Origin of the sequence: Amycolatopsis sp. NBC_01286 (assembly GCF_035982555.1) — a bacterium.
Lineage (GTDB): Bacteria > Actinomycetota > Actinomycetes > Mycobacteriales > Pseudonocardiaceae > Amycolatopsis.
The window spans coordinates 9,520,686-9,539,818 of record NZ_CP108428.1 but is presented as its reverse complement, the minus strand read 5'-3'; the positions used below and the strand labels follow the sequence as shown (position 1 = coordinate 9,539,818).

General features: G+C 72.0%; 17 protein-coding genes. 10 read left to right on the top strand and 7 right to left on the bottom strand.

Translation table 11 applies throughout. From position 1 onward, the window contains the following. Complete coding sequence (locus tag OG570_RS43645; protein ID WP_326954563.1) at positions 1-564, top strand: GNAT family N-acetyltransferase; 564 nt, start codon at positions 1-3, stop codon at positions 562-564. Positions 565-630: 66 nt separating this feature from the next. Beyond that, positions 631-1,479, top strand: coding sequence for an SCO6745 family protein (locus tag OG570_RS43640; protein ID WP_326954562.1), 849 nt, complete (start codon positions 631-633; stop codon positions 1,477-1,479). A gap of 67 nt (positions 1,480-1,546) precedes the next feature. Here OG570_RS43640 and OG570_RS43635 read toward each other — a convergent pair whose 3' ends face one another. From OG570_RS43635 to OG570_RS43605, 7 genes are all read right to left on the bottom strand, one after another. Further along, complete coding sequence (locus OG570_RS43635) at positions 1,547-2,920, bottom strand: endo-1,4-beta-xylanase (protein WP_326954561.1); 1,374 nt, start codon at positions 2,918-2,920, stop codon at positions 1,547-1,549. Positions 2,921-3,165: 245 nt separating this feature from the next. Beyond that, positions 3,166-4,017 carry a dimethylarginine dimethylaminohydrolase family protein gene (locus OG570_RS43630; RefSeq protein WP_326948042.1) on the bottom strand — a complete coding sequence of 284 codons (852 nt, stop codon included), beginning with the start codon at positions 4,015-4,017 and terminating at the stop codon, positions 3,166-3,168. A 161-nt stretch (positions 4,018-4,178) separates the two neighbouring features. Next, a complete protein-coding gene (locus OG570_RS43625) occupies positions 4,179-4,319 on the bottom strand; it encodes a hypothetical protein (RefSeq protein WP_247049491.1) in 141 nt (46 codons plus the stop codon). Between the two features lie 196 nt (positions 4,320-4,515). Beyond that, the gene (locus OG570_RS43620; RefSeq protein WP_326948043.1) at positions 4,516-4,998 is read right to left on the bottom strand and encodes a hypothetical protein; all 483 of its coding nucleotides are present in this window, start codon (positions 4,996-4,998) and stop codon (positions 4,516-4,518) included. A 494-nt stretch (positions 4,999-5,492) separates the two neighbouring features. After that, on the bottom strand, positions 5,493-6,821 hold the full coding sequence (locus OG570_RS43615; RefSeq protein WP_326954560.1) for a helix-turn-helix domain-containing protein: 1,329 nt from the start codon (positions 6,819-6,821) through the stop codon (positions 5,493-5,495). A gap of 204 nt (positions 6,822-7,025) precedes the next feature. Continuing rightward, positions 7,026-8,255 carry an MFS transporter gene (locus OG570_RS43610; protein ID WP_326954559.1) on the bottom strand — a complete coding sequence of 410 codons (1,230 nt, stop codon included), beginning with the start codon at positions 8,253-8,255 and terminating at the stop codon, positions 7,026-7,028. A gap of 242 nt (positions 8,256-8,497) precedes the next feature. Beyond that, a complete protein-coding gene (locus OG570_RS43605) occupies positions 8,498-8,782 on the bottom strand; it encodes a putative quinol monooxygenase (RefSeq protein WP_247049498.1) in 285 nt (94 codons plus the stop codon). 192 nt (positions 8,783-8,974) lie between these two features. Between OG570_RS43605 and OG570_RS43600 the strand changes: the two genes are divergently transcribed. The 8 genes from OG570_RS43600 (at position 8,975) to OG570_RS43565 (ending at position 19,081) form a co-directional block, all read left to right on the top strand. Further along, a complete protein-coding gene (locus OG570_RS43600) occupies positions 8,975-10,357 on the top strand; it encodes an AlkA N-terminal domain-containing protein (RefSeq protein ID WP_326954558.1) in 1,383 nt (460 codons plus the stop codon). Positions 10,358-10,464: 107 nt separating this feature from the next. Continuing rightward, entirely contained in the window at positions 10,465-11,295 is an 831-nt protein-coding gene (locus tag OG570_RS43595; protein ID WP_326954557.1) for an isocitrate lyase/PEP mutase family protein, read from the top strand. A 209-nt stretch (positions 11,296-11,504) separates the two neighbouring features. Then, entirely contained in the window at positions 11,505-12,716 is a 1,212-nt protein-coding gene (locus OG570_RS43590) for an acyl-CoA dehydrogenase family protein (RefSeq protein WP_326948046.1), read from the top strand. 47 nt (positions 12,717-12,763) lie between these two features. After that, positions 12,764-14,434, top strand: a complete 1,671-nt coding sequence (locus tag OG570_RS43585; RefSeq protein WP_326954556.1) for a peptide ABC transporter substrate-binding protein — start codon at positions 12,764-12,766, stop codon at positions 14,432-14,434. Between the two features lie 60 nt (positions 14,435-14,494). Beyond that, the gene (locus OG570_RS43580) at positions 14,495-15,841 is read left to right on the top strand and encodes a SidA/IucD/PvdA family monooxygenase (RefSeq protein WP_326948048.1); all 1,347 of its coding nucleotides are present in this window, start codon (positions 14,495-14,497) and stop codon (positions 15,839-15,841) included. Further along, positions 15,838-16,209 (top strand): cupin domain-containing protein, encoded by a 372-nt coding sequence (locus OG570_RS43575; protein ID WP_326948049.1) that lies wholly within the window; start codon positions 15,838-15,840, stop codon positions 16,207-16,209. Before OG570_RS43580 ends, OG570_RS43575 begins: the two co-directional genes overlap by 4 nt. After that, positions 16,206-17,753 (top strand): class I tRNA ligase family protein, encoded by a 1,548-nt coding sequence (locus tag OG570_RS43570; protein WP_326954555.1) that lies wholly within the window; start codon positions 16,206-16,208, stop codon positions 17,751-17,753. The genes OG570_RS43575 and OG570_RS43570 overlap by 4 nt, the downstream gene beginning before the upstream one ends. Further along, a complete protein-coding gene (locus OG570_RS43565; RefSeq protein WP_326954554.1) occupies positions 17,750-19,081 on the top strand; it encodes an NAD(P)/FAD-dependent oxidoreductase in 1,332 nt (443 codons plus the stop codon). The genes OG570_RS43570 and OG570_RS43565 overlap by 4 nt, the downstream gene beginning before the upstream one ends. The last annotated feature ends 52 nt before the right edge of the window (positions 19,082-19,133 follow it).

The following is a 19,133-nucleotide window of genomic DNA, read 5'->3' as shown; positions in this document are numbered from 1 at the left end:
ATGACGTTCCGGTCGCAGCCCCTGGATCCGGCCTCGTGGCCGGACCTGGAGCGGGTGTTCGCGGGCCGGGCCGGCCGGGGCGACAGCTGCTGGTGCCAGCGGTTCCGGCGGCACGACCAGCCGGACAACCGCGCCGCGCTGCGTCGCGAGGTCGACACCGCCGCGGTGCCGGTGGGGCTCGTCGGGTACGTCGACGACGAACCGGTGGGCTGGACCCGGGTGCAGCCGCGTGCCCTGCTGCCGGGCGTGACGGGGAACCGTGCGGTGCGCCGGCTGCTCGAGGACGATCCGGCGGCGTGGTGGGTCACGTGCTTTGTCGTCCGGCGCGGGCACCGGGGTCACGGTGCCGGCGTTTCCTTGCTGGGCGCCGCGGTCGAGTGGGCGCGGGAGCACGGGGGGTCCGTTGTGGACGGACACCCGGTCGACGTCGCCGCGCTGGCGGCGGTCCCGTCGCCCTCCGCGGTGTTCACCGGCACGGTCGCCATGTTCACCCGGGCGGGGTTCACCGAGATCGGCCGGACGTTCCCGAGCCGGCCGATCATGCGCAAGCGGCTGCGGCCGTAGCCGCCTGCTCCCGGGCTCGGGAGCAGGAAGACCGGCGCCGTACCGACCGGGTGGTATGTTGGCGCGGTGATCGAAACGGCGCGCCGGACCTGGCGATTCCTGGAGCCTTACCACGGGATGATCTACTTCGCGCCGGAAGCCGCTGCCGCGTACGCGGAGCTCGGCATCACCGGCCGCGCCGGCTACTTCGCGTCGCGGTCGGCGGCGTTCGGCGCGGTCCCGGCGCCGGTCGTGGTCGCGACCTTCTTCAACTTCAACCCGGCCCTCGTCACGGCGTCGATCAGCACCGCCTGGTCCGCCAGCGAGCCGGCCGCGGTCCTCGCCGCCCGTTACGCCGCGGCCGACCGGGCCCTGCGCGGCGTCCTGGGCGACGCGATCGGCTCACCCGAGATGCGCCGGGCCGCCGTTCTCCTGCGCGAGGCCGCCGAGACGGTCACCGGCGACGTCACCGGCCGCCCGCTCTTCGCCGCCCACGCGGCGTTGCCGTGGCCCACCGAGCCCCACCTGGTCCTGTGGCACGCGCAGACCCTGCTCCGCGAGTACCGCGGCGACGCGCACGTGGCCGCCCTGCTGACGGCCGGCCTGCGCGGCGTCGAAGCCCTCATCACCCACGCCGCGTCGGGCGCCGTCCCCGCCGAGACCCTGCGCACGTCGCGGGGCTGGTCCGAGGACGACTGGAACCGGGCCGTCACCGGCCTCCGCGAGCGCGACTGGCTCACCGACGACGCCGACCTGACGTTCACCCCCGGCGGCGCCGCCCGCCGAGCGGAGATCGAGAAGGCGACCGACGAGAACAGCGTCTTGCCCTACGCCCACATCGGCGAGCCCGCCTGCGCCGAACTGCAGGCACTGGTGAGCCCGTTCAGCCGGGCACTCGCCGAAAAGCTCATGCCGTGGGCGCTCGCGAGGCAGTAGCCGAGCCGCTGCGTGGATGACTCGTCCGCGAAGTCCTGTCTTCGCGGACGAGTCACCCACCACCCCCTCAGGAGGTGCTGCAGCTGACGCTCGGCCAGTTCCAGTTCCCGTTGTGCTGGATGGTCACCCCGAAGTTGTTGCCGCTGCCGTTGGGTGTCGCGGTCATGACCTGACTGCTCGGCCAGGTGGCGTTGACGTTCCAGGTGGCGATGATCTTCGCGGGGCTCGGCACGGTCATGGTCACCGTCCACGAACTGGCGCCGCTGACCGAGACGTTGAGGTTGTACCGGTCGCTCCAGGACTGGCCGGCCGACAGCGAAGCGCTGCAGCTGCCGCCGCCCGGGGTCGTGGTCGGGGTGGTCGGTGTGGTGGTGCCCGTCGGGGTCGTCGTCGGCGTGGTGGTCGTGCCTCCGGAGTTGAGGACGTTCAGCACCGAGTTGTAGGCGGACTTCTTGTTGCCGTTGCCGTCGAACAGGAGCGGGCTCTCGCCGGAGCGCCACGAGTCGCTGTCACGCACGCCCCACACGGTGATGCCGACGCAGCGCGCGACGTTCACACACGCCTGGGTCAGCGCCGCGTACTGCGACGTCGACGCGTTCGTGACGTCGACCTCCGTCAGCGCCACGTCGACGCCGAGTGCCGCGAAGCTGGAGATCGTCGTCTGGAGGTTGCCGGGAACCGAGCTGCCGCCGGTGAAGTGGGCCTGCAGGCCGACGCAGTCGATCGGCACGCCGCGGGACTTGAAGTCCCGCACCATGTTGTAGACACCCTGGGTCTTGCCGTAGCTCCAGTTGTCGATGTTGTAGTCGTTGTAGCAGAGCTTGGTCGACGGGTCGGCCGCGCGGGCGGTCTTGAACGCGACCTCGATCCAGTCGTTGCCGGTGCTCTGCAGGTTCGACGACCGGCGGCTGCCGTCTTCGTTGAAGGCCTCGTTGACGACATCCCAGTACGCGAGTTTCCCTTGGTAGTGGGCCATCACCTTCTGGATGTGGTTGATCATCGCGCTGCGCAGCGAGCTGCCGCCCATGTTCTGCATCCAGCCCGGCTGCTGGGCGTGCCAGGCCAGGGTGTGGCCGCGGACCTGGGCGCCGTGGCTGATCGCCCAGTTGTAGATCTGGTCGCCCGACGAGAAGTTGAACTGGTTCTGGTTCGGCTCGGTCGCGTCCGGCTTCATCTCGTTCTCGGGCGTGACCATGTTGAACTCGCGTGCCGCGAGCGTGGTGTAGGCCGAGTTGCTCAGCTTGCCGGCGGCGATCGCCGTGCCGAAGTACCGGCCGGACTGCGCGGCCGCGGCGCCCAGCGTGCTGGCCGCGGCGTCGGCGCCCGGAGCGGCCACGAGGACGGCGGCCACGGCGGTCACGGTGGTGACTCCGGCCACTACCCGGCCGACCGAGGACCGCCACCACCGGTTGCCGCGCAGGCCTGACGAACTTCCCGCCATCCGAGATCTCCTTCCGGGCTCCCGCCCAGGAGCTGTCCACCTCGGGGTCGAGTCCCCGCCGGCGTTTTCCGGGCCTGGGAACCAAGTCGTCGGTGACCTGGACGAAAATCGACGATGTTCACTGTCCGCGATCAGGAGAGCACGCGGCGCCGAGGCCGGGCAAAGAGTTTCGGTCGAGTTTCGGGGCACCCGCGCGAGCGGCGACGGCGTGCCTGGCGAGCGCGAGGCTCGCCAGGCACGGGGCGTCAGGCCGGGTTGTCCAGCGTCAGGGCCGTGCAGCGGATGCCGCCGCCGCCCTTGCGCAGCTCGGTGGTGTCCAGCTGCACCACCGCCAGGCCCAGGGACCGCAGGTCCGCGGCCAGGCGGGGCGCGCCGCTGGTCATGGTCACCGTGCGGCCGTCGCTGATCAGGTTCAGCGCGAACGCCGCCGCCTCGTCCGGAGCCACCTCGATCAGGTCCATGCCGAGCCCGCGCAGCGTGCGCAGGCTCGGCGCGTCCAGCGCCTGCGGGTTGTACGCCAGCACGCGGCCGGGGTGGATCACCGCGACCGCCAGGTCCAGGTCGTACCACTGCGGGCTCGTGGTCCGGAGGGCGACGACCTCGTAGCCGAGGTGCCGCGACAGCGTGTCGAGCGCGCGGAAGTCCGTGCGCTGGCCGTGGGCGCTGAGCAGCAGGTCGCCGCAGGCCAGCGCGTCACCCTGGCCGCTGAACGCGTACGGCGTCTCCGCGACGTCGAAGCCGTTTTCCTCCAGCCAGGCCCGGTGGTGCGGTGTTTCCGCGGCCCGCTCCGGCGGGAGCGTGGCCAGCACCGCGCGGTCGCCGCGGACGACCGCCGCGTTGGCCGTGTAGGTCATGTCGGGGCAGCCGGGGTCGGCGTCGACGAACTCCACCTTGCGGCCGGCGGCCAGGTGCGCGGCGACGATGCGGTCGTGCTCGGCGACCGCGGCCGCGACGTCGGGCTGGACGCCGACGTGCATATACGGGTTGATCTCGTAGTCGATCCGGAAGTAGTCCGCGGCGCACATCAGCAACCTGCGGTGGGAGACCGGGGCTTCCTCGGTGGTGGCCGGGGAGACACGCGGGACGGTGCTGGTCATGGTCACTCGTTTCGTCGGGCGGGCGGTACGGGCTGGCGGGGCGCCCTCGAGTGGGGGCGCCCGGCCGGATCGGTGCTGTACCGCGGGTTCGCCGCGTCCGGACGTACGACGGTGGACGTCCGAAGGCGGCCGGTGGGGCCCGGCGAATCGAGCGGCCCGGGTCAGCCCAGGCCGCGGAGGCGGAACAGCTCGATCGTCATGAGGTGCTGCGCCCGAGCCGCGTCGAGGCGCTGGGCGATCGTCGTGGCCGAGGTCGCCGGCCGCATCGCCGAGGACACCGCGCGCACCAGTTTGGTGATCATCACATCTCCATTCGATTCTTTCCCCGGCCGGGTTTCCGATCTCCGGCCCGGGGTCATCAGATTGCCCGGGAGCGTGGCCGGAGGTCTGGCCAGATCCGGACAGCTTCGCCGCTCCGGCGGCGACAATGGGTGAAAGCACGTGGAGGTTCCCGATCTTGGTCGATTAACCGCGCCGGGCGCGGGAACGGCGGGGGAATCAGCGGTTGGCGTTCAGGAACCCGATCACGACGGCCCCCCACCAGCACAGCTGCGAGATCGCCGTGGTGAGGCCGCCGCGCACGAGCAGGCGCCGGGGGACGGGACCGGCCACGACGGCCATCCGCTTGCCCAGCTCCATGACCTGGACGCCGTTGACGGTGAGCACGGCCACCAGCGCCAGTTTCACCACCGTGGCGGCCGCGTGCAGGTTCGGTTCGAGCAGCGCGCCGCTGCCGACCAGGCCCGTCAACCCGGCCCACACCAACAGGTGCAGCCGGGAGGTGCTGCGGACGGCTTCGGCGAACGTCGAGCGGCCGAGCACCCACAACGCGAAGAAGTAGTCGGCCACCAGCACCGCGCCGAGACCCAGGACGAGGGAGGCGAGGTGGGCGAACAACGCGATGGTGTGCCACGCCGCGTTCGGGTGCGCCACCGAGGAAACCCAGATCGCGGCGACGAGCAGCATGATCGAAGCAGCCATCGCGAGATAGGGCCTGTAGTGTCGGAAATCGGTCGGCTGCACCACCCTGGGCGGCAGCTCTTCCGCCGGCGCGAGACGCGGGCGGATCGGGGTGCCGGCCGGGCGGTGGCGCTCGGCGGCCCGGCCGGCCCCGTCGGGCTCCGGAATCCTTACGGGGATGCCGTTGTCGAGCATGTCCTGTCCTTCCGGAAAACGGCCGGCGAGGCCGTGAAGGGGCGGGGGCCGGGTACGAGGTCCTGCCGGCGTCGGCGTGCGGAATGCACGCCGGTTCCCTGCTGATTACAGGCCATGGCGGACTTGGCTGGGAGCGTTGTCCGGAAAGGACAATCAATCGGCTCTTCCCGAGGACGCGCGGGAGGGGACAAAGTGGTACAGGTACGGCGAATGCCGACGTGAGGGTGCGATTGACAGCACCCGGATGGCCGCCCCGGAATCGCGGCGAAATGATGCGTCACGGGACGGCGTGCGTCGTTGCCGGGCCGTCCGGTGGCGCGTCAGGCGGACACGGGCCCCGCCATGGCCCGGTATTCGTGGCCGTGCGGCTGCTCGATCGTGCTGAGCACGAAGGCGCGCATGGGCTGCGGCAGCCCACGGCCGTCGAGGTACGGGTCGGCGTGGGAGAGCAGACCGGCGTCGGCGATTTCCTCGGCCAGCTCGTCTTCGCCCGGAGGCAGGGACCCCGGCGTGCCGGCCGGGGTCCGGGCGAGCTGGTGCAGCAGTTCCCGTGCGGGCGGGCTGAGCGTGCGGTAGGCGGACTCCAGGGAGTACCGCATGGACAGGTCCCCGACACTCAGCCAGTCGACGGTGTTGTCGTTCAGGCGCCACTCTTCGACGACGCGGCGCAGGGTCAGGTGCGGCCGCGAGGCGATCTTGCGGATGGCCAGGTCGAGCGCGAGCGGCAGGTCCCCGCACAGCTCGGCGAGCCGTGCGCAGTCCTGCCCGGCGGTGACGGCGAGGTGCGGCAGCGCGGCGGTGATCATCGCGATCGAGTCGCCGCGTGACAACGGGGTCAGCTGCAACCGGTCGACGTCGCGCAGGCCCAGCAGCCGCTTGCGGCTGACCAGCAGCGTGGTGCTCGTGGTGGTCTCGGCGAGCAGCGGGCGCACCTGCTGCTCGTCCTGCACGTTGTCCAGCAGCACCAGGAGCCGGCGATCGGCCAGGAGCGTGCGGTAGACCCCGGCGCGGTGGTCGAAGCTGCCGGAGAGGTCCTCGACGCCGAGGGCCCGCAGGAAGCCGTCGAGGATGTCGCCGGCCTCCGGCGCGGCCGGCGCGCCGGCCAGGCCGTGGCGCAGGCCGCCGAGGTCGGCGTAGAGCTGCCCGTCGGGCAGGTCCGCCGCGACCGAATGGGCGTAGTACAGCGCGAGATCGCTCTTGCCGACCCCGGCCGGGCCGCTGATCACCATGGGCGTGTCCCCGGGTGAGCGCAGCCACGCCAGCTCGGTCGTGCGGCCGGTGAACCCCCGCGGCCGCTGGGGTAGTTGAGCCGGGTGCGACGGAACCCCGCCGCGCCGCTGGAACAGTGCCGGTCTTCTGGTGCGCCCCCCGATCGAGGGCTGCGTATAGCCACCGGTGGCGACGTGCCAGTGCCGCCGCCACGCCTCGTCGTCGCCGCCGCACGCGGCGACGAACGCGAGGGTCACCTGCAGCGACGGCATCCTGTTGCCGCTCGCCGCGCTCGAGAGCACGGACGACGAGAACATCGCCGACCGCGCCATTTCCCGGTATGTCGGATTTCCGGCCCGTGCTCGCAGTTCGCGCAATTCCCGAGCGAACTGGGTGGCGACGCCGCCGGACGTGTTGACGGGCTTTTCCGGTCTGCCCATGTGAATCCCCTTCCCCTTACTCACTCAGCGTCGCTGACGGCGGCTGGTATCTCTTCCGCTGCATGGCGGTGTCGTTGGCCCGTTCGTGTAATGTGTGCCTGATTTTCCGGCGAATTCCGGTGATCTTTTACATCCATCGCGTGAATTGTGCGAACGCTCGACGGCCGCCCGCGCGGTGCGGGCGGCCGGGGCGCTGCTGTGTGGTCAGGCTACGGCGACGCGTGCGCGGGGAGCGGTCATGCCGAGCAGGGCGCACAGCGCCGCCACCAGGCCGAGCGCGCCGCACAGCCACCAGACCCCGTTGCCCAGCGCGACCCACGTGGCGACGCCGAACAGCGGACCGAGTGCCATCCCGAGACCGAAAGTCGCTTGGTGGGCGCTGATGTAGCGCGCCTTGACGGCCGACGGGAAGGACGAGGGGTAGGCGAACATGGTCGGGCCGTTGATCATGATGCCGAAGACGAACACCACCGTACACACGATCAGCGCGACGGCCGAGCCGCCGCTGATGCCGAAGCCGGCGACCCCGAGTCCCATCAGCGCGGTGCCGGCCGTGGCGGCGACGCGCCCCGGCCAGCGCGTGACGAACGACGTGATCTTCAGCTCGCACAGGATGAGCACGGCCGACGCGGTCACGAGCACGACGCTGTAGAGCCACGTCGGGTGGCCTTCGGAGTTGATCTTGAGCGGCAGGGCGACGGTGTACTGGACGTAGACGATCGAGCCGATCAGCACCGACGCCAGGAAGAACCAGAAACGCCCGTCCCGCAGCAAAGTCGCGTACGCCGCCCGGGTGCCGGTATCGGCCCGCTCGGTCGGTGCCTCGCGCTCGACGCGGTGGTCGGGCAGCAGCCGGATCGCCAGGAACGCGTAGAGCACCGCGGTGGCCGAGTCGAACCACAGCAGCAGGTTCCAGTCCAGCAGGATCAGCCCGGCGGCGATCAGCGGGCTGAGCGACGCGCCGAGGTTGAGGGCGGTGCGCATCATCGAGAAGCCCATCACCCGATCGTCTGCGGGCATCAGCTCGCTCAGCAGGACCGCCGCCGCGGGCCGGTAGCTCTGGGTCGCGAGGCCGGCGAGCAGCAGCGCGACGAGCAGCGCCACGAACATCCCGGGACTGGCGAACAGGGGGACGACGGCGAGGACCACGGCCGAGCCGAGCATCGCGGCGAAGATGGTGGCGCGCGGGCCGATGCGGTGCACCAGCTCCCCGCCGGCCAGCCCGCCGAGGACCGAACCGATGCTGTACGCGGCGATGGCGAGGCCGGCCTGGCCCGCGGAGAAGCCGCGGAAAACCAGGTACAGCACCATGAACGTCTGGACGAACGCGCCGAGCTGGTTGACGAGCACGCCGCCGAGCAGGTACCGCACCGGCGTCGGAGTCCGGCGCAGGACGGCCAGCACGCCGGTGGGTTTGTCGGTGATCGGGGTCACGGTGGAGCCTCCTGGTGGCTTGCGAACGGGTGCGCCGCACCGGAATCGGCCTCGGGCCGAGGAGCGGCGTACACATTCCAGCCGCCGGGCGAGTTGACCGGCAGAGTTGTCTCCTCCGGAAAATCAACTCGGGGGCGATCCGCGGTGCGAGGAATTCGGAGCGTGACCCTTCGGTCGCGCAATTCACCGCACAAGCGTCCGGCCGGACGCAGCGATTGCTGCATCCGGCCGGTGCGGGAAAATCAGAGCCCGACGATCTGCTCGTGATCGATTTCGACGAATTCCAGGATCAGGTCGGCGAACTGGCCGGCGATCAGCTTCTGGTAGGCGGCCGACCCGGTGTGGGCGTCGTAGGCGGCCTGGTCCGCGAAGTGTTCGACGAACAGCAGGTAGTCCGGCTTGGCGGGGTCGCGGTAGACGCGGAAGGACAGGGTGCCGTCCTCCTGCCCGGGACCCAGCGGCGCGAACTCGTGCACGAGCTTCTCCGCTTCGTCCTGCTTGCCCGGCTTGAGGGGGATGGGGAACACCTTCGCCAGCATCGGAGAGCCTCTCTCTAGTGCGGTGCGCGTCCGGCGCGCCGCCGTTGAGGAAGACTCTGCCGGGCGCGAGCGGCCGAGTCTGGTCAGATCCGGACACGATCTCCGCGGCCCGGATACGCCTCCGTGCGGCATGTCCGGATGTGGCTAGCTTCGCGCCCGCGCATCCCTTAGACCTGTGTCATGACGACTTTTTCGGCCGTGGTCACCACCGGCATCTACTGCCGCCCGGGCTGCGGCGCGAAGCCGCTCGCGGAGAACGTGAAGACGTTCGAGCTGGCGGCCGAGGCCGAGGCCGCGGGGTTCCGCGCGTGCCTGCGCTGCCGCCCCTACCGGGTGGCAGGCCCGGTCGGGGCCGAAGCACCGGAGCTCGTCTGCCGCGCGGTCCAGCTGATCATCGCCGGCGCGCTGGACACCGGGACGGAGGCGGCGCTGGGCGAGCGCCTGGCGGTGTCCCCGCGGCACCTGCGCCGGCTCTTCCACGACCACCTCGGTGTGACGCCCGACCAGCTCGCCCGCTCCCGGCGGGCGCACTTCGCCCGCCGCCTGCTCGACGACTCCGACCTGACGGTCGCCGACGTGGCCTTCGCCTCCGGGTTCGGCAGCCTCCGCCAGTTCAACCGGGACATGAAGCTGGTCTTCCGCGCGTCCCCGGTCGAGCTGCGCAACCGGCGCCGGCGCGCCGACCGGCTCGCCGCGGACGGCGGCCTGGCCATGCGGCTGCCGTTCGCGCCGCCCCTGCACTGGGAGGCGCTGAGCACGTTCCTCGGCGAGCGCGCGGTCCCGGGCGTCGAGTCGGTGCTCGACGGCGTCTACCGGCGCACGATCAGCATCGACGGCGAGGCGGGCGTCGTCGAGGTGCGCCGCGGCGGTGACGACCACCTGCTGCTGATCGCGCACATGCCGTTCTGGGAGGGCATCATCCACGTCGTCGACCGCGTCGGGCGGATGTTCGGCGTCGACGCCGACACCGCCCCGGCCGAGGCCGCGCTGCGCGACGACCCGGTGCTGGCCCCGCTGCTGCGCGCGCGTCCCGGCCTCCGCGTCCCCGGGGCCTGGGGGTTCTTCGAGATCGGGGTGGAGGCGGTGCTGAGCCGGCGCAGCGCCCGGCCGCTGGTCCGGCGGCAGCTGGCCGCGCTGGTCGAGGCGGCCGGCACCGCGGTCCCCGGACTGGAGGACGGGCTGACCCACCTCTTCCCCTCGGCCGAGACGCTCGCGCACGCGGACCTGGCGGGCGTGCTGCCCGCGGCCACCGCCAAGACGGTGCGCGGGTTCGCCGCCGCGGTCGCCGCCGACGAGACCCTGCTCGACGGCGGCACGAGCCTGGCCGACTTCACCGCCGCGCTGACGGCCGTGCCGGGGGTGGGGGAGTGCGCCGCCCACCAGATCGCGCTGCGGCTGGGCTACGCCGACGCGTTCCCCGCCGCCGACCGGACGCTCTGCACGACGCTGCTGGCGAACGACATCCTCGACGACAGCGAGGGCCTGGCGAAGGCCTGGCACCCGTGGCGCGCGTTCGCCGCGACCCACCTGATCGCCGCCGGCGTCCCCACGCTGGCGGCCTGACCCACCGCGGCCGGTCGTGAGTGGTCAGGGCGGTTCTAACCGCCCTAACCACTCACGAGAGCCGCGGCAGACCCACCGAAGTAACCGAAGGAACGAGGAGAATGTCCATGGACAGCGTCCAGCGAGGGCTCGCCGAAACACTGCGTGCCCTGCACCACGACCGCACGCTGGTGCTGCCGAACGCCTGGGACGCCGCCAGCGCGGCCCTCATCGCGCAGGCAGGGGCCCCGGCGATCGCCACCACCAGCGGCGGGGTCGCCTGGTCGGCGGGCCGCCCGGACGGGCACGGCCTGACGCGCGCCGAGATGGCCGCCCTGGTCGCCCGGATCGTGCAGGTCGTCGACGTCCCGGTGACGGCCGACATCGAAGGCGGCTACGGCCCGTCCGACGACGACGTCGCCGCGACCGTCGCCGCGATCGTCGAGGCCGGCGCCGTCGGGATCAACCTGGAGGACTCGACCGCGCCCGGCGGGCCGCTGTTCGACGTCCCCGCCCAGGTCGGCCGGGTCCGCGCGGCCCGCGACGCGGCGACCGCGGCCGGGCTGCCCGAGCTGTGGATCAACATCCGCACCGACGTCTACCTCTTCGGCATCGGCGAAGCCGAGGGACGCCTCGACGACGTCCTGACCCGGGCGGGCGCCTACGCCGCGGCCGGCGCCGACAGCCTGTTCGTGCCGGGCCTGATCGACCTGGAGACCCTCGGCCTCCTGGTCAAGGAGAGCCCGCTGCCGGTCAACGTGATGGTGTGGCCGGGCGCCCCGAGCGTCGCGGAGCTGGAAGCCGTCGGCGTCCGCCGGATCAGCGTCGGCACCGCGATCGCCCAGGCGGCCTACGCCGTCGCCCGCAACGCCGCGGTCGAGCTGCTCGGGCACGGCACCTACCGCGCGCTCGAGGGCGGCCTCGACTTCGGCGCCGTGAACAGCGCCGTCACCGGCTGAGCTCAGCCGACCGGCCGGCGGGCCGCGACGGGACCTGCGGGTCCCCTCGCGGCCCGCCGTCGTTACCCACTCGTCTACCTCAAATCACACGGTATTGATTTTCCTTGGTGGCCAATGGTTTCCATCAATTAAACGGAAGCCTTGAATCACTTCCAACGCGGCCGGACCGAGTCCGCGACCTGCAGTTGGAGCCCCGAGGAAGTGATGAGATGACCGTTGTCGAGCCGCTGTCCGTGCCCGAAGGTGACGTCAGGCCGCCCGATACCGCCGCGGAGGTCCTCGCCCGTGCCCAGGCACTGGCGCCGGTGCTCCGGGAGCGCGCCGAGGAGATCGAGCGGGCCCGGCGGCTGCCCGCCGACGTCGTGGAACTGCTGCGCGCCACCGGAGTCTTCCGGATGGGGTTCGCCAAGGACCGCGGCGGCCCCGAGCTGACCTCGGCCGAGCAGACCGAGGTGATCGAGGCCATCGCCTACGGTGACGCCGGCGCCGGGTGGTGCGCGATGATCGGGTCCGACACCGGTCTCTACGCGTCCTTCCTCGACCGCGCCGTCGCCGACGAGATGTTCCCCAGCCCGGACGTGGCGACCGCGGGCCTGCTGTTCCCCAACGGCCGCGCGGAGATCGTCCCCGGCGGTTACCGCCTCACCGGCCGCTGGCAGTTCGGCAGCGGCGTCACCCACGCCGACTGGGTCGTCTCGGGCGCCTTCCTCTACCGCGACGGCGCACCCGAGCCCGGCGCCGACGGGGCCCCGCACGACTCGATCCTGCTCATGGTGCCGAAGTCCGACGTCGAGGTGCTCGACACCTGGCACACCACCGGTCTCGCGGGCAGCGGCAGCTGCGACTACACGATCACCGACGTGTTCGTGCCCGCCGAGCACACGCTGGTCTTCTCGGACGTCCGCAGCGGGACGGGCCCGCTGGCCCAGCCCGAGGTGCACATGCGGAACATGCCGGGCGTCGCGCTCGGTGTCGCCCGCGCCGCGCTGGACCACGCCCGTGACCTCTCCGTCGCCGCCGGCCGCGCGGAGGACTACCGCACGCAGGTCACCCTGGCCGACTGCGAAGCCGACTTCAACGCCACTCGCGAAGGCGTCTACGGCGCCCTTCGCCGCCAGCACGAAGTCCTGTCCGCGGGCGGCACCCTGGACGACCTCACGCCGTCCGAGCGCGCCGCGCTCCCGCTGTCGCGGCGGCACGCGTTCCGCACCGCCCGCTCGATCGTCACCCGGCTCTACGACCTGGTGCAGACGAGCGCGATCTACCGGCCCTCGCCGCTGGACCGCTGGCTGCGCGACACCACCACGATGTGCCAGCACATCGTGGCGCAGGACCGGATCCTGCAGACCGCCGGCGCCCACCTGCTCGGTGGCCGGCCCGCGTTCCCGCTGGCCCTCGGGATCACCTCCAGCCGGCGCTGACCCACCCCGAACCACCCCGATCCGCCCTCCACCTAAGGAAGAAACCGATGCGCAAGCTCAAGGTCGCCGTGTGCGCGGCCGCCGCACTGGCTGTCACGCTCTCCGCGTGCAGCACCCCGGGCGGCACGACCGCCGCCAGCACCCCCGACGGAGCCGCGGCCCCCGCGGCCGCCGCCGCGAACATCGACCGCGACGCGGTCGTCAGCTACAGCGAGACCGAGCCGGCCGCCCCGCTGGTGCCCGGCAACACCACCGAGGTCGGCGGGATCAGCGTGCTGGGCACGCTGTTCCGCGGCCTCATCGAGTACGACGCCAAGACGGCCGCCCCGCACAACGCCGTGGCCGACTCGATCAGCACGACCGACTCGAAGACCTGGACGATCAAGCTCAAGTCCGGCTGGACGTTCCACGACGGCACCCCCGTCACCGCGAAGAGCTTCGTCGACGCGTGGAACTACACCGCCTATTCGCCGAACCTGATGGCGGGCGCCAGCTACTTCTCCCACGTCCAGGGCTTCGCGCAGGTCAACAACGCCACCGCGGACGGCAAGCAGCCGGCCACCCTGCCGGCGAGCAAGGAGCTCTCGGGCCTGAAGCTGGTCGACGACAGCACGTTCACCGTCGCCCTCGACGCGCCGTTCTCGGAGTTCGGCGTCCAGCTCGGCTACGCGGCGTTCTTCCCGCTGCCCGCGAGCTTCTTCGCCGACCGCAAGGGTTTCGAAGCTCACCCGATCGGTGATGGGCCGTTCAAGTTCGAGTCGTACACGCCGGGCAAGGACCTCGTCGTCAAGCGGTTCGACGGCTTCGCCGGCACTCAGAAGGTGAACATCGGCGGCATCGACTTCCGCTTCTACACCGACCTCGACAAGGCCTACGCCGACGTCCTGGCCAACAAGCTCGACTTCCTGTCGTTCACGCCGTGGACCTCCACCCAGGGCGGCAAGATCAAGAAGGACCTGCCCGAGAACCGGCGCAAGACCTACACCTACCTCGGCTACCAGGCCATCGCGTTCCCGCTGTTCGACAAGCGCTACGACAACCCGCAGTTCCGCCAGGCGATCTCCATGGCGATCGACCGGAAGTCGATGATCCAGCAGGTCTTCAACGGCGGCCGCACCCCGGCCGACGGCCTGGTCGCCCCGAACGTCCAGGGCCACCTCGACAACCAGTGCGGCGAGCTGTGCACCTACGAGCCGCAGAAGGCCAAGCAGCTGTTCGACGCCTCCGGGTTCCAGGGTGACATCGAGCTGACGTCCAACATCGACTCCGGCAACCAGGAGTGGATGGAGGTCATCTGCAAGCAGATCCAGGCCTCGCTGGGCCGCGCCTGCAAGTTCACCCCGCAGACCACCCTCGGCGACTTCCGCTCGAAGCTGAACGACCGCAGCGTCACCGGCATCTACCGCTCGGCGTGGGTCGCGGACTACCCGTCGATCGAGAACTTCCTCAACCCGCTGTTCCGCACCGGTGCCGCCTCGAACGTCGGGCAGTACTCGAACCCGAAGGTCGACGAGCTGCTCAAGGAAGCCGACGCCGCGCCGTCGCAGCAGCAGGGCCAGGCGCTGTACCAGCAGGCCGAAAAGCTGGTCCTGCAGGACATGCCGACCATCCCGATCTGGTGGCAGTCCGGCACCGCGGCCTGGTCGACCCGGCTGCACGACGTCCAGCCCACCCAGTTCCGCGAGCTCGACCTCTTCAGCGTGACCGTCAGCAAGTAGTCCCCGTGCGGCGCGCCGGGACCCGGCGCGCCGCACCCCGAGATGGAAAGCAGGCACGTTATGACCGTCCACGAGGTGGATGTCCTGATGATCGGGGCCGGCCCGGCGAACCTCGCGCTGGCCGTGGCCATCGAGGAGTGCGGCCGGTCCGATCTGGCCGGCGGCGCCATGATCCTGGAGCAGCACGAAGACGTGAAGTGGCAGCGCAACCTGATGCTGCCGTGGGCCCGCAGCCAGGTGTCCTACGTGAAGGACCTGGTCACCCTGCGCAACCCGCGCAGCCGGTTCTCGTTCCTCAACTTCATGCACGAGCGCGGTGAGCTCGACGAGTTCGTCAACCTCGGCACCTTCAACCCGTTCCGCTGGCAGGTCTCGGCGTATCTGCAGTGGGTCGCCGACTCGCTCGAGCGCGTCCGGGTGCGCTACAACGCCCGCGCCGAGCGGATCCTGCCGATCCACTCCGAGTCGGGCGCGGTGCTCGGCTTCACCGTCCCGCTGTCCGACGGCGACACGGTCCTCTGCCGCGACCTGATCGTCGGCGGCGGCCGCGACGCCCACGTCCCGGAGGTCTTCCGCGGGCTGCCGGCCGAGCGGGTCGTGCACAGCACCGAGTACAGCACCCGCGTCGCCGACACGGTGGCGCAAGCCCGCCCGGGCAAGCCGCTGCGGCCGGTCGTGGTCGGCGGGGCGCAGAGCGCGGCCGAGATGTTCATGGCCCTGCACGAGCACGCGAAGGGCTCGTCCCCGACGATGCTCGTCCGCGCGATCGGCCTCAAGGACTACCAGACCAGCAAGTTCGTCAACGAGCTGTTCTTCCCGTCCTTCGTGGACGAGTTCTTCACGATGACCGACGAGGCGCGGGCGCGGGTGCTGGAGGAGATGCACCTGACCAACTACGCCGGCCTCGCGGCGCCGTTCCTCGAAGAGCTGTACACGATGATCTACCGGCAGAAGATGCAGGGCCTGCCGGTCTCCACGATCCGCGCGCTCAGCGAGGTCGTCGGGGCTCGCGCGGCGGAGGTCGAGGGCGGCGGCGAAGAGGTCGTGCTCGACGTCCGCGACCTCAAGCACGGCGGCATCGAGCAGATCCGCTGCGACGCGGTGTTCCTGGGCACCGGCTTCGACTCGCGGATGCCCGCGATGGTCCGCGGCCTGGCCGACTCGATCGGCCTGGACACCGTCTCGGTCAACCGGCAGTACCGCGCCGAGCTCGGTCGGGAGGCCCACGGCGCGCTGTACCTGCAGGGCGTCAACGAGGCCACGCACGGCATCTCCGACTCGCTGATCAGCGTGCTCGCCCAGCGCTCGGCCGACATCGTCCGTGACATCGTCGACCGCCGCGAAACGGGCACGGGTCCCGACGGTGGCCGCCGCACCTCCGGCGAGTCCGTGGTGGTGGCGGCATGATCGACGTCCGCAGGCTCGACCGCGAGCACCTGGAGCGCGCGTACGGGCTCGACTCGCAGCGGCTGCTGCCCTGGCCGGAGCTCAACGCGCCGTTCGAAGGCGCCTGGTGCGTCCTGCGCCCCGGCACCACCTCCACCCCGCACGCCCACCACGAGTACGAGATCTTCATCGCCGTCCACGGCGCGGCCACCCTGATCGTCGACGGCGAGCCGCACCCGTTCACCGCCGGCGACATCGTCCGGCTGCCGCCCGGCTCGACCCACTGCGTCACCAACGAGGGCGACGCGGACTTCGAGTACTACGGCGTCTGGTGGGACGCCGAGATGACGGCCCAGTTCGCGGCCCGCCACGAAGCGAGCGTGTCGTGAACACGCGGACCGTGGTCATCTCCCCGGCGCCGACGGCGAACGGGGACCTGCACCTCGGCCACATCGCCGGCCCGTTCCTGGCCGCGGACGTGCACACCCGCTACGCCCGGGCCCAGGGCCGGGAAGTCCTGCTGGGCACCGGTTTCCAGGACACCTCGACGTTCGTCGTGACGACCGCGCACCACCGCGGCGTCACCCCGGCGGAGCTGGTGGCCACCTCGGCCGCGCAGATCGAGGCCAGCCTGGCCGCGCTGGGCATCGGCGTCGACGGCTACACCGGCGACGACGACCGGTTCACCAAGTGGGTCGTCGACTTCGTCGGCCGGCTCCACTCGGCGGGCAAGCTGGAACTGCGCACGATGAAGTTCCCGTACTCCGAGCGGACCGGCGAGTTCCTGCTGGACGGCTTCGCGGCCGGCGGCTGCCCGGAGTGCCTCGCCGAAAGCTGCGCGGGGCTCTGCGAGAGCTGCGGGGCCCTGGTGGCGGCGGGCGAGCTCCTCGGCGTCCGGTCCACTTTGGACCCCGAGGACCCCGTGGTGCTGCGCGAGGCCGACGTCCTCGTGCTGCCGGTCGAGCGCTACCGCGAACAGCTGCGGGCGCACTTCGCGGCGAACGCCGCCGGGATGCGGCCGCACATGGCGCAGGCGATGGCGCAGATGCTGTCGCGGCCGCTGCCGGACTTCCCGGTGACCTACCCGATCTCCTGGGGCATCAAGGTGCCCTTCCCGGAGGTCGCGGGGCAGGTCGTCAACCCCAACGCCGAGCCGATGGCGTGGAGCATGCACTGCTCGGCGCTCGCGGCCGAGCAGCGGGGCGTCGCGGCCGGCACCGAGGACGCGCTGTGGCTCGCCGGGGCCGGCTCGGAGATCGTGTACTTCCTCGGGTTCGACAACATCTACCCGTTCGCGATCGCCGGCCCGGCGATGCTGCTGGCCTTCGACGGCCAGTACGACCTGCCGACGCGCTACCTCACCAACGAGTTCTACGAGCTGGACCACCGGAAGTTCTCCACCAGCCGCGGGCACGTGGTGTGGAGCCGGGAGCTGGCCGCCGAGGTGCCGCGGGACCTGATCCGGTTCCACCTGGCCGCGACCAGCCCCGAGCACCAGCGCACCAGCTTCAGCCGGGACGCGCTCGCGCGGGTCACCGGCACCCGGCTGGTCGAACCCTGGAACCGCGTCGCCGACAAGGTGAACCGGTGGATCGGCCTCGGTCCGCTGGTGGTGTCGGAACGCTCGCGCCGCGGCGCGGCCCGGATGGCCGAGCGCTTCGCGGCGTCGTACGAGCTGGCCGGGTTCAGCCTGAACCGGGCGGCGGAGACGATCACCGACCAGCTGGCCCGGCTCGACCGCCGGGAGGTGACCGGCGCCGACGCCGGTGACTTCTGCTTCGAGGTCGACCGGCTGCTGCGCGCCGCCGCGCCGATCCTGGTCGACCTGGCGGCGGCGGTCCTCGGCGAGGACGCCGGGGCGGCCCCGGCCGACGTGGACTCGTTCACGCCGGCCGCCCTGCCCCGCCTGCGCCCGGCGGAGGCCGGGCGATGAGCGCCGGCACCCGGCAGGGTGGGCTGAGCAGCGCGGTCGTCCTGGGCGAGAGCCCGGCGGTGACCGGCGGTGGCCGGAACGGCGGCACGGCGGTACTGCTGGGCGAAAGCCCGGCGGCGACCGGTGTGGTGCCGGACGTCGCGGAGGTCGTCCTGGCCGGTGCGGACCGGACGGCGAACTCCGCCGGCCGGCCCGGCGTGGCCGCGGCCACGCCGGGCGGCGACTGGGCGTGGACCGGTGGCTCCCGGCGCGGCGGCCTGCGGGTCGTGGTGGTCGGCGGCGGCATCTCCGGGCTGCTCACCGCGATCCGGTGCGTCCTGGACGGGCACCGCGTGGTGCTGCTCGAGCGCGGCCCGGTGCCGCACCCGGGCGCCACGTCGTTCGACCAGCACCGGGCGCTGCGGGCCCTCGTCGTCGGCGACACGGCCGCCACGCGCCAGGCGGCGGAGCTGCACCGCCACTGGCGCGAGCTGGACGCGCTGCTGTGCGACCACCTGCCGGGTGCCGGCCTCTACCGGCGGGTCGGGGTCCTCCAGGCCCTGCCCCCCGGCCAGGTGCCCGCGGCGGTCGCCACGGCGTCGGCCGCGGGGGTGCCGATCCGGATCGTGCACCCGTCGGCGTACCCGCTCGTCGGGTTCCCGCGGGGCAGCGGCGCGGTGCTCGAACCGCACGCCGGGACGCTGCTGGCCGATCGGATGCTGCACGCGGCGGCGCGCTGGCTGCGCCACCACCCCGACGCCGAGCTGCGGCCCGGCCGGGAAGCCGTCGGCATCGACCCGGACCGCGCCCGCGTCCGGCTCGCCGACGGCACCACGGTGACCGGTGACGTCGTGCTCGTCGCCGCCGGCCCGTGGACCGGGGCGCTGGTCGACCGGCCGGTGGCGTTGCACCGCCAGACGATGGTGTACCTGCGCCCGCCCGCCGCGCTCGCCCACGCGTGGGCGGCGACGCCCACGGTGGGCGGGATCGGCACCGACGGGCGGGCGTGGCTGCTGCCCTCGGTGGCGGGCACCCTGCTCAAGGTGAGCACCGACGCCGTGCGGCGCGAGGTGACCACCCTGTCCGGGCCCGACGACGACGCGGGCTGGGCTGCGCGGGTGCTCGCCGCCGGCGTCGTGTCCGATGTGGACGGATACGACGTGGTGCGGGTCAAGCACTGCCACTACGCCACGGCCGCCGACGGCAACACCGGCTTCGTCCAGGTCGGGCCCGCGGTGTGGGCCCGTCCGGCCAGCGGCGGTGACGGCTTCCGCACGGCCCCGCTGGCCGCGGACGCCGTCGTCGCGCAGCTGGCCGGCCAGGCCACCGCCGTCGGCACGCTCGCCTGATCGCCGTCGCCTCAACCACCTTTCCCCTGCACACTTTCCGACCGGAGGAACG

What these genes read in the sequence shown, in the direction of transcription:
- OG570_RS43630 (WP_326948042.1), bottom strand. Translation starts at nt 4,017, where the DNA reads ATGACCAGCACCGTCCCGCGTGTCTCCCCGGCCACCACCGAGGAAGCC.
- OG570_RS43645 (WP_326954563.1), top strand. Translation starts at nt 1, where the DNA reads ATGACGTTCCGGTCGCAGCCCCTGGATCCGGCCTCGTGGCCGGACCTG.
- OG570_RS43585 (WP_326954556.1), top strand. Translation starts at nt 12,764, where the DNA reads ATGCGCAAGCTCAAGGTCGCCGTGTGCGCGGCCGCCGCACTGGCTGTC.
- OG570_RS43580 (WP_326948048.1), top strand. Translation starts at nt 14,495, where the DNA reads ATGACCGTCCACGAGGTGGATGTCCTGATGATCGGGGCCGGCCCGGCG.
- OG570_RS43565 (WP_326954554.1), top strand. Translation starts at nt 17,750, where the DNA reads ATGAGCGCCGGCACCCGGCAGGGTGGGCTGAGCAGCGCGGTCGTCCTG.
- OG570_RS43625 (WP_247049491.1), bottom strand. Translation starts at nt 4,319, where the DNA reads ATGATCACCAAACTGGTGCGCGCGGTGTCCTCGGCGATGCGGCCGGCG.
- OG570_RS43575 (WP_326948049.1), top strand. Translation starts at nt 15,838, where the DNA reads ATGATCGACGTCCGCAGGCTCGACCGCGAGCACCTGGAGCGCGCGTAC.
- OG570_RS43595 (WP_326954557.1), top strand. Translation starts at nt 10,465, where the DNA reads ATGGACAGCGTCCAGCGAGGGCTCGCCGAAACACTGCGTGCCCTGCAC.
- OG570_RS43615 (WP_326954560.1), bottom strand. Translation starts at nt 6,821, where the DNA reads ATGGGCAGACCGGAAAAGCCCGTCAACACGTCCGGCGGCGTCGCCACC.
- OG570_RS43620 (WP_326948043.1), bottom strand. Translation starts at nt 4,998, where the DNA reads ATGGCTGCTTCGATCATGCTGCTCGTCGCCGCGATCTGGGTTTCCTCG.
- OG570_RS43600 (WP_326954558.1), top strand. Translation starts at nt 8,975, where the DNA reads ATGACGACTTTTTCGGCCGTGGTCACCACCGGCATCTACTGCCGCCCG.
- OG570_RS43590 (WP_326948046.1), top strand. Translation starts at nt 11,505, where the DNA reads ATGACCGTTGTCGAGCCGCTGTCCGTGCCCGAAGGTGACGTCAGGCCG.
- OG570_RS43635 (WP_326954561.1), bottom strand. Translation starts at nt 2,920, where the DNA reads ATGGCGGGAAGTTCGTCAGGCCTGCGCGGCAACCGGTGGTGGCGGTCC.